This window comes from Merdibacter massiliensis (assembly GCF_900155395.1).
Taxonomy (GTDB): Bacteria; Bacillota_I; Bacilli_A; order Erysipelotrichales; family Erysipelotrichaceae; genus Merdibacter; species Merdibacter massiliensis.
This window is the reverse complement of the sequence record NZ_LT699725.1, coordinates 26,071-39,424: the sequence shown is the minus strand read 5'-3', so window position 1 is coordinate 39,424 and position 13,354 is coordinate 26,071. Positions and strand designations below refer to the sequence as shown.

The following is a 13,354-nucleotide window of genomic DNA, read 5'->3' as shown; positions in this document are numbered from 1 at the left end:
CCCTTAATAAAAGACAGTGCCGATGCCTTCATCACTTAATATTTCGATCAGGATCGAGTGGGGAATACGGCCGTCTTGAATATTTACGCTTCCTACTCCTTGCCGGATTGCTTCTACACAACATTGTACTTTTGGGATCATGCCGCCTGAGATCATGCCCTCTTTGATCAGTCTAGGCACTTGCGAAACTTGTATCTCCCGTATCAAAGAATTTTCATCTTGAGGATCGCGCATCAATCCCTTCACATCTGTCAATAAAATAAATTTTTTTGCATGCAGGGCAATAGCCAGTTTTTCCGCCGCAATATCTGCATTGATATTATAATTCATTAATTGATCTTTCCCTGCTGCAATACTTGATACGACCGGAATATAACCTTTTTCCAATACGTCCAACACAATGGCAGGATCCACTTGTGTAATATTCCCGACATTTCCATGTTCTTGATCTCGTTGAATTGCCTGAAACAAATTGCCGTCTACACCAGCCAGTCCGATTCCTTTTCCGCCCGCTTTCTGCAGCATGGAAACAAGATTTTTGTTTACTTTCCCACATAAGACCATCTGTACGATATCCATGGTCTCATCATCTGTACAACGCAATCCATTTACAAATACGCTTTCTTTCCCCACTTTTTCCAGCATCTCACTGATTTCCGGTCCGCCTCCATGTACCAGAACAACACGAATGCCGATTAAATTTAACAATACGATATCTTTGATAACTGCTTCTTTTAAAGGTTCATTGATCATCGCATTCCCACCGTATTTGATAACGATGATTTCTCCGACATATTGTTGTATATATGGCAAGGCTTCTACTAGGATCTGCGCTTTTACTTTAGCATCCATTTCTTTCATGTTCGATAATCTCCATTGATCTTCACATAATCATACGTCAGATCGCATCCCCAGCAAGTTGCTTGTGCATTTCCTTGATGAAGATCAGCCAAAATGGTGATATCTGATTCCAATAATATGTTTTTAGCAAGATCTTCATCAAATACGAGCCCTTTTCCTTTCTCGCAAACAGTGATCTTTCCTGCTTTTGATGCAAATGCAATACTTACCAATGAAGGATCAAAAGATATTCCTGCATAGCCCATGGCACAAAGAACTCTTCCCCAGTTTGCATCAGCACCAAACATGGCCGCTTTCACTAATGAAGATGAACAGATGGACATTGCTAAGGTTTCGTCCGTTGTTTCATCTTTTGCCCCGGATACCTGACAGGTCATCAAATGCTGTGCTCCTTCTCCATCTGCTGCAATTTTCTTTGCAAGTTCTTCCATCACATAATGCAATGCTTCTTCAAAAATCTCGCTTTGTTTACCTTCCTGTTTGATACATACATTATTTGCTTGTCCATTCGCCATGACGATGCACATATCATTCGTTGATGTATCTCCATCTACACTGACACGATTGAATGTTACTTTTGTCTGCCGCTGTAAGATCTGCTGCAACAACTCCCCATCGATCGCACAATCAGTCGTAATGAAAGCCAACATGGTTCCCATATTAGGGTGAATCATGCCTGAGCCTTTTGCAATTCCGCCCATTTTGCATTCTATTCCATCAACCTCAAAAGCAACCGTTACGATCTTCTCTTTCGTGTCCGTCGTCAGAATTGCTTTTGCACAACGATCGTTATTCTCTTGTGACAATTCTATATTAGCAACACTCTTCTCAATACATTCAATAGGCAGTTCCACTCCGATCACACCAGTAGAAGCAACCAGTACTTCTTCTGGTTTTATTTGTAAATGATCCGCAGCGGCTTGTGCCTGACGGACCGCATTCTGATATCCATTGATCGCACAGGCATTTGCGTTTCCTGAATTTACGATGATTGCTTTTGCACAATGATCTTTTAAATGCTCCTTAGTAAGCAATAAAGGATCTGCTTTCACTTGATTTTTCGTATAAACTGCCGCACATTGACAAGGTACAGAAGAAACGATCAATGCCAGATCATCCTTATCTTTTGCCTTGCGTATCCCGCTATGAATTGCACCGGCAACAAACCCTTTTGGTGCACACACTCCTCCATGAATCATTTTCATCTTTTATCCCCCCTTTATCAATCCTGCAAACAAATCTAATCCCAGCATCCTATTCATATTCTGTATGGCTGCTCCGCATGCTCCTTTTCCTAAATTGTCAAATACGGCAGTCACGATGCTTTGCTCATTGTTCCCATTGACGATCAACAGCAGATCATCCCTTCCTGCCATTGATTTTGCACTGATATTTTTTGCCTCTTGAAATGGCTGTACGTTGACCATCCCCTCTTTGTAGAAAGAAGACAACGCAGCATGTATCGTTTGCGCAGCAGCCGGCAACATGACACTTGTTGCCATTCCGCGATAATAATCATCCACAATTGGACAAAATAATGGTGCATATTGCAGATCGCATATCTTTTTCATCTCCGGCAGATGCTTATGCATCAACTTTAAAGAATACAGCTGCGGTGCTTCTAATAATGCATCCTTGTGTTCTTCATATTGTGCAATCATTTGTTTTCCACCGCCGGAATACCCCGTCAGGGAAAAACATTGCAAAACATCTGTTTTTTTCAGCAGGCCAAGCCTGCGCAATGGATACACGATCGATATGAAACCTGTCGCATGGCAACCGGGATTTGCTACCCAGCGATTGTTTTCTATTCGCTTTTGATAATCTTCTCCCAGTTCTGCAAATCCATACGCCCACTCATCATCACAACGATGCGCTGTAGATGCATCAATTACTTTGGTATGCGGGTTTTCTATCAAAGACATTGCTTCGATTGCGGCTGCATCAGGCAAACAAAGAAATACCAGATCCGCTGCATTCATACATTCTTTTCGCGCCTGCTTGTCTTTTCGCTTTGTTTCCTCGATCGTAATCAGCTGAATATCATCACGAACAGCTAAACGCTGATAAATTTCTAAACCGGTTGTTCCAGCTTGGCCATCAATGAAAATTTTTGGTTTCATGCTTTCCCCTCATTTCGAATGAATTGCTTGATCGATGCAATTTGCTGTTTCACTGCCTCTGGTGCAGGTCCGCCAGGTACATTTCGTTGCTCGACACATGTCTGCAGATCAATAGCATGATAGACATCTTCCGCAAATAACGGATGAAATTGTTGGAGCTGAGACAGCTCTACATCTTGCAATGTACAACCCTGTTTGATGCACCAAGCAACAAGTTCGCCAATACATTTATAGGCATCCCGAAACGGTACTCCTTTTTTTGTTAGATAATCTGCACAGTCCGTTGCATTGATAAATCCACCCAGCGCAGCTTGTTTCATATTTTCTTCATGGATCTTCATTGTTTGAAACATCGGAATCAATACTTGCAAGCTGTGAAGCAAAGTATCAACTACATCAAAAACCGCTTCCTTGTCTTCCTGCATATCTTTATTGTAAGCAAGGCTCAATCCTTTTTGCATGCTTAGCAACGTCATCAGATCACCGAACACACGTCCGCTTTTGCCGCGAATCAATTCACAGACATCCGGATTTTTTTTCTGCGGCATGATACTGGAACCCGTAGAGAATGCATCATCCAGCTCAACAAACCGAAATTCCCAGCTGCACCACAGGATGATTTCCTCACACATTCTGGATAAATGTACCATCAATATTGCACAGTCATTTGCAAATTCCATACAATAATCACGATCCGAGACCCCATCCATCGAATTTTCTGTCAGCTTTGCAAAACCTAACAGATCACAAACATACTGGCGATCGATCGGATAGGTTGTCGCAGCCAAAGCACCGGAACCTAACGGCATTTCATCCATCAGCATCTTGGTATTTTTGAGTCGTCTACAGTCTCTGCGCAGCATATTGGCATATGCCATCCATACATGCGCCAACGTAACAGGCTGTGCACGCTGCAAATGTGTATATCCCGGCATAACCGTATATACATGCTGTTGTGCTCTTTCACATAATGCCTGCATCATTTCTATCGTCAGCTCATATATCTGATCGATTTTTTCTTTTACATACATACGAAGATCCAATGCTACTTGATCATTTCTGGATCTTGCGGTATGCAGGCGTTTCCCAGCATCCCCGATACGCGAGGTCAACACTTGTTCAACGAAGCTGTGAATATCTTCAGCTCCTTCTATTTTGAGAACACCCTTTTCAATATCTTCTAATATCGTTTGCAGTCCACTTACAATTTTCTCTCCGTCTTGATCAGAAATGATCCCTTGCTTTGCCAACATTCTCGCATGTGCCATCGATCCTGCAATATCTTCATGATACAAACGGCGATCAAATGGAAGAGAAGCATTCAATTGATCCAGGCTTTGATCTGTCTCTTTAGAAAACCGCCCGGTCCACAATTTTGCCATACGCTACTCCACATCTGGAAGATCTGGTTCTTCCTTCGCTTTTATAGCACGTACTTTCAAAGGCAATCCATATAAGTGGATGAATCCTGCTGAATCGGATTGATCATAGCAATCATCTTCATCAAACGTTGCCATGCCGGCAGAATACAAAGAGAATGGAGAAGTGACAGATACCGGCCAGATATTTCCTTTATATAACTTTAACGTTACATCACCTGTTACAGCTTCCTGTGTGCTCTTAACAAAAGCACTTAATGCTTTACGTAACGGCGTATACCATTGGCCATTATAAACCAGCTCGCCAAATTTTAAAGCAACTTGTGTCTTATAGTGCTGTGTTTCTTTATCTAATGTAATTTCCTCTAATTTTTCATGTGCTTTATACAATATCGTTCCGCCTGGTGTTTCATAAACGCCGCGTGATTTCATGCCCACCAATCGATTTTCAACCACATCCAATAAACCGCATCCATTCGCACCGCCTAATTCATTCAATTTTTCTATGATAGACACACAGTCCATGGCAACACCATCGACCATGGTCGGTACTCCTTTTTCAAAATGAATAGATACATTCGTCGGTTTGTCTGGTGCCTGCATAGGAGATACGCCCATTTCTAAGAATCCTTCTTTTTCAATTGGCGCCTCATTTGCCGGATCTTCTAGATCCAGTCCTTCATGTGATAAATGCCATAAATTCTTATCCTTCGAATAATTGGTTTCAGCAGTGATCTTTAAAGGAATCTGATGTGCTTTGGCATATGCGATTTCTTTTTCACGAGAGTTTAACTCCCAAAAACGCCATGGTGCGATGATATCGATTTCCGGAGCAAATGCCTGAATGGCTAATTCAAAACGTACCTGGTCATTCCCCTTGCCAGTACAGCCATGACAGATTGCATCTGCGCCTTCTTTTTTTGCTATTTCAACGATTCGTTTGGCAATCAACGGGCGGGCAAAGCTTGTTCCTAACAAATAGTGTTCATATGCAGCTCCTGCCTGCATCGTTGGTATGATATAATCTTCTACAAATTCTTTTGTCAGATCTTCAATATATAACTTAGATGCTCCTGTCTTTAACGCTTTTTCCTCTAAACCATCTAATTCTGTACCCTGTCCCACATTACCGCTGACTGCGATTACCTCACATTGATAATTTTCTTTGAGCCAGGGAATCAATACAGAAGTATCCAATCCACCAGAATACGCTAATACGATTTTTTTGTACGTTTTCTTCATTTTCTTTCCTCCTAAATAAAAAAAAGTCATCCAATTAAGGACGACATGCGCGGTACCACCTTACTTCCATCCAACCTTATGGATGACACCTCGTTCATAACGCGAACCACGTTGATTGCCTCATTTTCATTTCGACATCAAAGCTCCAAGACACGTTCTAGATTTTTCTTTTCAGGCTTTCACCTACCGCCATCTCTCTAAAATAGAAAATATTCTATACTACTTCTCTTCACTGCTTTGGAAGTATTATAGACGATTTAGAACAAATTTTCAATATTATTTCATGAAAATGAAATTTTATTTGTTATTTTTTCTGTAAATTTATTTCATTTTGCCGTATGAAGCCTATAAATGCACATATTATTTAAAAATTGCATATTTCATATTATAATATAAGAGCATTCAATTCTTTATGGGGGGGTTCCTTATGGATACACAAACATTTACTATTGTTTTAGTTGTCATTTTTATTATATTCGTCTTATTCTTGGAATTTGAAAAAAGAACGATCTTTAAAAAATTACGTTACTATTTAGCTACGAATGATTTTGATGCGTATTATAAAACGATCAATTCCATGCTAACAAAATATCTGTATCCAAAATACAATCGTCTTTACATGACATTGAACGGATACCTATTTCAAAAAAACTACTCAGAAGCACAAAAATTATTTGAAGAAATGCTTTCCATGCATGTGAATAAGAAACAACGGAAAGATCTTGTCTTAAAAGCTTTTAATTACTATATCGAAAGAAAGGACAAAGATCATGCGAAAGCCATGCTGGAGGAAATCGATACATGGGATGCTGATACCCAAAAAGAGGAAGCACATCGGATGTATGATATTTTTATACTAAAAAAGTACTCTTATATCGAAGAAATGGAAGAACAGCTAAAAACAGCAAGTGATTTTAATAAAGGAATGTTAGAATACTTGTTATCTGCGCAATATGAAAATAAAGGAGATATGGAGAAAAGCAAAGAATACCTTAAAGCATCTCAAGATCAGATGATCCATGCCCTAAAAGGGGAAACAGAACATGTGGAAAATACATCAGATACTCAAACTAATTAGAGGAAGAAATTACACACTTCCTCTATTTATTTTCTTTCAGTCTATTCTCTGGTATAATGATATAAGAACAGTATTCAATTCTTTTAGATATTTAGGAGATTTTAATGGAGGACAGAATGAATAAGATAAGAAAAGCAATCATCCCCGCAGCAGGATTCGGTACACGTTTTCTTCCTGCAACAAAAGCAGTTCCAAAGGAAATGCTGCCTATTGTAGATAAACCTACCATTCAATATATCGTAGAAGAAGCAGTACAAAGCGGTATCGAAGAAATATTGATCATCACCAATTGTTATAAAAGCTGCATTGAAAACCATTTTGATATTAGTTTTGAACTAGAAAAAAAGTTAGAAGAATCTGGCGATGAAGAACATTTAAAGATGGTACAAGATATCGCCACAATGGCAAACATTTATAGTGTTCGTCAAAAACATCCGCGCGGTCTGGGACATGCAGTGCTGTGTGCAAAATCCTTTGTCGGCGATGAGCCTTTTGCTATTTTATTAGGCGATGATATCGTAGTAAATCAGGGTGGTAAAACCGCTACGCAGCAGCTTGTAGATATATACAATACGACTGCAAGCAGTGTTGTTGGTGTGCAAAGCGTAGCAGATGAAGTTGTTCATAAATATGGAATCGTAGATCCTAAAGAAAAGGTAAATGATCGATTAAGCTTAGTTAAAGGTTTTGTGGAAAAGCCACAAAAAGAGATGGCGCCAAGCAACTTTGCTATTCTTGGCCGCTATATTTTGACTCCTAAGATCTTTGAACTATTGGAAACGCAAGCGCCTGGTAAAGGAAATGAGATTCAATTAACCGATGCTATCGATCGATTAACTGCATCAGAAAATGTATATGCTTATGATTTTGAAGGCAAACGCTATGATGTTGGCGATAAAAAAGGCTTTTTACAGGCACAAGTTGATTTTGCTCTTGCAAGAGAAGATTTGCGTGAAGCAATGTTGGAAATCATTCAAAATGTGAAAGGATAAAAAAAGAGGCCGTAACGAAATAGAAGATTATAATTAAACGAATCTGTCTATTGAGGTTACGACCTCTTTTTTCTTTTCTTTACTTTGAAATTGTTTCAATTCTCCCAATTATCCCTATTTTTTGGCATTATGAAAACACCTATTGTGGAAAACCTATCAACATTATTTATGCTTGTGCTTTTTTTCTTATTTTTTTGTTATGATATTTCATCAGATTAAAGCCTACGCACACCAACAGGAACTCCATTTCTACATTTTTGATGCTTCTCCTATGTAATCTGTCATAAGCATAATCTTCTTTTATCACTCCAAATGCTCCTTCGCTTTGTATGGATCTTTGCACTCGATGATGGATTCCTTCTTCGCTATTTAGTTTTTTTCTCGCTGTTCTTTCAAACTCCTCAAGTATCGGATTCACGCTTATCGTTCGATCTCCCTTGGCTTTCGTACATTGAGATTTAAGTGGGCAATCCGTGCATTTGCCACAACTGTGCGTTTGATTGATTCGATAATATTTGCTTCTCTTATCAACCGTTTCATTGATACAGCCAAATTCATGTCCTGCCGGGCAGATATATCTTCCATTTCCATTTCTGTTCCAGTTTGATTTGATGAATGTTTTTTTCTTGTAGCTCGTTTCTTTTTCTTTTGAATACATCATATATTTGATATAGGCTTCCATATCATTTTCTAAACAGAAGAAATAATTATCATAGGATCCATATCCTGCATCCGCTGCTACTGTTTTAGGCATCCTGTTATAAAGTGCTCTGAATGTTTCAAGAAATTTGATAAATGTCTTTTGATCGGTTCTATCCTGATAGATACAAGCCAATTGGATATATTCGCTGCTTACTGCTATCTGTGCATTGTATCCTGCCTTGAAGATTCCTGTCTTCATGTAATGGTCCTCTTTCATGTGCATCATCGTTGCATCGTGGTCTGTTTTCGAACAGCTGTTTCTGTCAGGTCCGCATAGTTCAATTCTTTCCAAACAGTTTTGCAGTGTTTCTTTGTATTTCATCAATTCATCATAATAACGCTGAATCTGGCTTTTTCGCTTACCTTTTCCATAAATGAAAGTGATTCCCTCTTGTTCAACGATATGAAAAATTTGGTTAGCCATATTCTCTATGTCTTTTATTGTCCACTCCTCTTTTTGAGATGCTTCAATACGATCACCCAGTTTCTTGACCCATTCGTTTAATCGAGTGAATATTTTATCTCTTGTTTTGATTGCGGTCTTTTTCCAGATGAAAGTAAACTTGTTGGCATTGGCCTCAAGCTTGGTTCCATCAATATAAACCGTATCATGATCAATTGACGGATCTAATATCTCAATTGATTCAAATATATCTCTAAAAATGAATTGGATGTCATATTTTAAATACTTTTGGATGAAACGATGAAATGCCATGTGACTTGGCGTTTCCTCCTGCATCAAGAACATGAAACGGATGTCTGTTCTACAGCTTTTTTCAATATCTCTTAGACTATAAATATGATTCATGAACGCAAACAGGATGACTTTGATCATCTTGAAGGGATTATATTCTTCACGCCCTCTGTGAGCAGGGTGATTAAGATATTTGTTCCAGTTGACTCCTTCCATCACTTCAAGAAAACTGTACACCGGATCAGAAGAATCGATCTTTTTTTCACAATCCAGTGGTAAAATCATCTGAAATGCGGTATAATTCCTATTGCTCAGATAGGAATGATTTAGCTCTAACACTTCGATGTTTTTCATAGCTAAATTATACCAAAAAAATGCATCCTTTCTCTTTTGAGATCAGATGCATTTTTTATTTTTGGCTATTCCTTATTCGTTACAGCCTCTTTTTCTTACTCTTCTCTCTTCATCCACTGGCGAAGTTTTAAATTGCTGCGACGTCGTATCATGACACAACCAATTAATGCACCAATGGTTGTAACCGCAAAAATACCAGCTGCAATGATTGCTATTTTTTCTACCTGCTGATTTTTTTGATACGTCTCTGTTGTGATCGGAGCCGCATTAGAATACAACTGTAACGTATTCTGTGTTGCTTCATACTGATAATACTGCATCTCGCCTTTTTCATTCATTACATAAATTACGCAATAATTATCAAATCCAGACTGATCAAACTTCCATCCTGGCAATTCATTCTCATCTACAGTCACCGTTGTATAAGTCATATCCGCCCGTGTTTGCAACGATTCATCTATGTCTACAATATAAAATTGATTTCCCAATAATACAATTGGTTTAAATATACTTGTGATACTCTGATGTTCTGTATCATAAATGTAAAAATTTTGTTCTCCGCTTTCTTCATCTATCATATAGAGAACTGTCACATTCATGATATTATTTGACCATCCAACAACCTCTTTTCCATCAATTTCCAGTTTGGTTTCTTCAAAAGCATCACTTGGCTTTGAAACACGATCTGTGTTTTTTACTACACCTAATTGTTGATCATGATAAGATAAATACACCTCAGGTTTTTCCTCTACATATGCGTCAATCGTATAGGTACGTGTATTCCCATTCTCAGCTGTAACAGTAATGCGAATTGTATTATCGCCCTGTTTTAGTTCTTTCTCTCCCGTACCTGAAACACTTGCTGCAGAATCATTTGCCTTTGCATCTACCTTAATTGATTCAGTATCTGATGGTAGATTCAATTGATATTTTGTCGTATTCGCTGCAAACTTTGGTGATAACGTTCCTGCAGATACAGTTAAAGTTGATAATGAAGCATCACTTGATTTTGTTGATTCAACATTTTTTTCTGCATCATCATTTCCTGTATTTGTTTGTGTTTGAGAAGGTGTACTCTGTGGACGGGAAGTATCGTTCTGTGTAACTGTAGGATTTGCAACAGTTACACTTCCGCCTCCTAATGAAATGCCACTTGCATCTACCATAGCATCTGTATCAGTTGCATCTACTGTAGAAAAGGATATAGAAGCGGTACCCACATTATTAGCAACCGCAGTTGCACTAATGCTTCTTCCACGATCACACCAATTATCACTTGATATAATAGATGCATTACTTGCATTAGCTTTTACTTCTCCCTCAATAGCACCGCATCCAACAGTCACAGTAAAAGATTCGCCAGGTTTAATGGTTTTGGCCATGATGATAAACGGCGACATCATCATGAAGACCAAAAAAGTTAAAAATACTTTTTTTATTTTAGTTAACAAGACCGTATTCTCCTCTCTAATTTATTTTTGAGATTCCTAAAATATCATTTTTAATTAACACATAATCCATAGAGCTAATTTTATTGTCACCATTCACATCTGCGGCAGTAGCTGCACTACCATTTAATTTTTTTATATTTAAGATATGATTTTTTACTAATACATAATCCATGGAACTTATTTTACCATCATTGTTCACATCACCTTTTTTATAAGAGGTTGTAGGGGTATCTGTATCGCCTGATTCACTCTTGTAAATGGTTTTAGATAATAAAGATGAATGGATATAACCATAGCTCTTTTCAAAATCATAGCCATCGCCGCTATAATCAATTGCACTTCGACTGCTGTTTAATGGCGTATCCAGTTGAATCTTATACCATACATTAGAACCGGATACAGTCGTTCCTTTCACTTCTTCCAATAGTACGAATGACATATTGCCATTTGTTGGTGTCGTATATAATACTGTAGATGTAGTGGATGGCTCTTTGCGCACATTTACTGCACCATAATCTTTAAATACCAATGTCTCATTGCCGACATCCGTCTTATTTTTTGTATTAATATCTAGATTCCAAGCCCAGTGAGCAGCTTTTTCACCCCAATATGGGTCAGAAGCATAGCTGAGCATCCCGCTGCCTTTGTCGCCTAAAAATGAACCATGATAAGTAGAATATTTCGGTGTGGAATACCATAGATTGACATAGTATTTTGTATGATCCATGATACTGTTTTGCGGTGAGCTATAACCATTGGCTAATCCTGGATCGGAATCTACAGCATTGTGTCCGAATAAATTATTTTTGCTTTTCGCAATATTGCTTGTACCAAATGCGCTTTCATTTGCAGAAACGCCAAACACTAATAAAGCATTTGCTCCATATTCATTTTGATATTGAATATAATATTTCCCCATTTCATACATCTTCGTAGATGAAGCTGTATAAAGGTCACCTAAATATGATTTTACATAATTATTGATATCCGATGCAGTAAAGCTCGTTTTTGAGCGGTTTGATACGAATTGATAGTAGTTATAATATGGTTGATCTGCATTAATTGCATTTTTCCTGGTATCATTGAGATAATCGTCCAACATATCAAGGTAATCTGTATAAAAATAATGTCCGTCATAACTGTAATAATATACGTTATTCTTCATATACGGCTGGATCTCGCCGACTGTAATTGCACTTGCATAACTATTTCCATATATGCTGTTTTTGATGTAATGTTTCAATATTCCTTGTTCACAACGGTAAAAACTTACATACCAGTCTTCTGTAGCATCTAATATTTCCACTTCACTGGGATTGACCAATCCCACTACACCAGACAGCATAAATTTTACTTTCCCGTTTTCATAACCAAGATAAGCAGCATCAGCTGCATAATAGCCATTTGTATAACCGCTCTCTCCGGTATTTGCATCTATGTAGTTCGTGTTTTGTGATGCTGAACTTTTTGTACGGAAATTAACGATTCCATATTTTAGATCTTGTATTCCGCCAATGCTCAGTCCATCTTGCTTTAGATGTGCTTGTTCTTGTGCCGTTTCTTCTTCCATTTCTTCTTTATCCATAACGACCAAGCGTCCATCTTCATCTATTGTCGTAAATATATGATCTTCTGGTAAAGTAGCTCCAACAGCCGCTGAGGAAGCTTCGTTTGCCATCATTGTATTCCCATAGATGCAGCCTACTACTAATGCAAATGTACATACACAAAGAATGATTATTTTCTTCATTTACAGCTGTCTCCTTCCCTTTGTTTTTTTCCCTTTATAAAACACGATATAATCGCATGATAATTATAACATAACTACTATTAAAAACATACACCAGCTATGTCTTAAATAGCCTGTAATTTCTTCCATAAAAAAGAGCGCATGATTTATTTCATGTGCTCTTTTTGCTTTATTGTAATTCCGTAATAGACAGATCATCCTCTGCCACTGCTTCATTGATTGCATCACTGCTTAAAGGCTGTACGTAGGCAGAATCATTTGATTCACCTGCATAATTCATGAATGCTTCATCATCATCGTTACGATGATTACGCTCTTCACGGATTGCTTTCAGCTCAGCTGCTTTTGCGGCAATGATATGGTTTGTTGGACGATCGCCTTCACAGCCTGTACCGGCAGGAATCAGCTTACCAATGATGACATTTTCTTTCAAACCGATCAAATGGTCAACTTTTCCTTTGATTGCTGCATCAGTCAACACTTTTGTTGTTTCCTGGAAAGAAGCGGCAGACAAGAAGGAGTCTGTTTCAACAGAAGCACGAGAGATACCCAGTAATACCGGTTTGATCTTAGCTGGCGATTTACCGCTCAACAATGCTTCACGGTTGATCTTGTTGGCACGGATCAGGGAAATCTGGACACCAGCGCTTAACTCTGTATCTCCACCGTCTACAACAACTACTTTGCGCAGCATCTGACGGATCATAACTTCGATATGTTTATCGCTG

At 38.4% G+C, this 13,354-nt stretch carries 10 protein-coding genes, 1 pseudogene and 1 other annotated feature; of the genes and pseudogenes, 2 read left to right on the top strand and 9 right to left on the bottom strand.

The annotated features are described in order from the left end of the window. Positions 1-3: 3 nt before the first annotated feature. From argB to BQ9859_RS05790, 5 genes are read right to left on the bottom strand one after another with little or no spacing between them, the layout of a single operon-like run. A complete protein-coding gene (gene argB, locus BQ9859_RS05810; protein ID WP_075877306.1) occupies positions 4-861 on the bottom strand; it encodes an acetylglutamate kinase in 858 nt (285 codons plus the stop codon). Continuing rightward, entirely contained in the window at positions 858-2,066 is a 1,209-nt protein-coding gene (argJ, locus tag BQ9859_RS05805; RefSeq protein ID WP_075877305.1) for a bifunctional glutamate N-acetyltransferase/amino-acid acetyltransferase ArgJ, read from the bottom strand. Before argJ ends, argB begins: the two co-directional genes overlap by 4 nt. 3 nt (positions 2,067-2,069) lie before the next feature. Then, entirely contained in the window at positions 2,070-2,984 is a 915-nt protein-coding gene (argC, locus tag BQ9859_RS05800; RefSeq protein WP_075877304.1) for an N-acetyl-gamma-glutamyl-phosphate reductase, read from the bottom strand. Further along, on the bottom strand, positions 2,981-4,366 hold the full coding sequence (gene argH, locus BQ9859_RS05795; RefSeq protein WP_075877303.1) for an argininosuccinate lyase: 1,386 nt from the start codon (positions 4,364-4,366) through the stop codon (positions 2,981-2,983). Before argH ends, argC begins: the two co-directional genes overlap by 4 nt. A gap of 3 nt (positions 4,367-4,369) precedes the next feature. After that, positions 4,370-5,605, bottom strand: a complete 1,236-nt coding sequence (locus BQ9859_RS05790) for an argininosuccinate synthase (protein ID WP_075877302.1) — start codon at positions 5,603-5,605, stop codon at positions 4,370-4,372. A gap of 33 nt (positions 5,606-5,638) precedes the next feature. Beyond that, positions 5,639-5,847 (bottom strand) — a binding site (T-box leader). 185 nt (positions 5,848-6,032) lie between these two features. Between BQ9859_RS05790 and BQ9859_RS05785 the strand changes: the two genes are divergently transcribed. Then, positions 6,033-6,683, top strand: coding sequence for a hypothetical protein (locus BQ9859_RS05785; RefSeq protein WP_075877301.1), 651 nt, complete (start codon positions 6,033-6,035; stop codon positions 6,681-6,683). A gap of 116 nt (positions 6,684-6,799) precedes the next feature. Continuing rightward, entirely contained in the window at positions 6,800-7,675 is an 876-nt protein-coding gene (gene galU / locus BQ9859_RS05780) for a UTP--glucose-1-phosphate uridylyltransferase GalU (RefSeq protein ID WP_075877423.1), read from the top strand. A gap of 166 nt (positions 7,676-7,841) precedes the next feature. Here galU and BQ9859_RS05775 read toward each other — a convergent pair whose 3' ends face one another. The 4 genes and pseudogenes from BQ9859_RS05775 to BQ9859_RS05760 form a co-directional block, all read right to left on the bottom strand. Then, positions 7,842-9,425 carry an IS1182 family transposase gene (locus tag BQ9859_RS05775; RefSeq protein WP_075877300.1) on the bottom strand — a complete coding sequence of 528 codons (1,584 nt, stop codon included), beginning with the start codon at positions 9,423-9,425 and terminating at the stop codon, positions 7,842-7,844. A gap of 95 nt (positions 9,426-9,520) precedes the next feature. Further along, positions 9,521-10,876, bottom strand: coding sequence for a cadherin-like beta sandwich domain-containing protein (locus tag BQ9859_RS05770; protein WP_075877299.1), 1,356 nt, complete (start codon positions 10,874-10,876; stop codon positions 9,521-9,523). Positions 10,877-10,892: 16 nt separating this feature from the next. After that, on the bottom strand, positions 10,893-12,626 hold the full coding sequence (locus tag BQ9859_RS05765) for a dockerin type I domain-containing protein (RefSeq protein WP_075877298.1): 1,734 nt from the start codon (positions 12,624-12,626) through the stop codon (positions 10,893-10,895). A gap of 169 nt (positions 12,627-12,795) precedes the next feature. After that, a pseudogene (locus tag BQ9859_RS05760) lies at positions 12,796-13,354 on the bottom strand (DNA-directed RNA polymerase subunit beta'); the annotation flags it as partial.

Coding starts and splice junctions, on each gene's coding strand:
- argB (WP_075877306.1), bottom strand. CDS start 861: ATGAAAGAAATGGATGCTAAAGTAAAAGCGCAGATCCTAGTAGAAGCC.
- BQ9859_RS05790 (WP_075877302.1), bottom strand. CDS start 5,605: ATGAAGAAAACGTACAAAAAAATCGTATTAGCGTATTCTGGTGGATTG.
- argH (WP_075877303.1), bottom strand. CDS start 4,366: ATGGCAAAATTGTGGACCGGGCGGTTTTCTAAAGAGACAGATCAAAGC.
- BQ9859_RS05765 (WP_075877298.1), bottom strand. CDS start 12,626: ATGAAGAAAATAATCATTCTTTGTGTATGTACATTTGCATTAGTAGTA.
- argC (WP_075877304.1), bottom strand. CDS start 2,984: ATGAAACCAAAAATTTTCATTGATGGCCAAGCTGGAACAACCGGTTTA.
- galU (WP_075877423.1), top strand. CDS start 6,800: ATGAATAAGATAAGAAAAGCAATCATCCCCGCAGCAGGATTCGGTACA.
- BQ9859_RS05775 (WP_075877300.1), bottom strand. CDS start 9,425: ATGAAAAACATCGAAGTGTTAGAGCTAAATCATTCCTATCTGAGCAAT.
- BQ9859_RS05785 (WP_075877301.1), top strand. CDS start 6,033: ATGGATACACAAACATTTACTATTGTTTTAGTTGTCATTTTTATTATA.
- argJ (WP_075877305.1), bottom strand. CDS start 2,066: ATGAAAATGATTCATGGAGGAGTGTGTGCACCAAAAGGGTTTGTTGCC.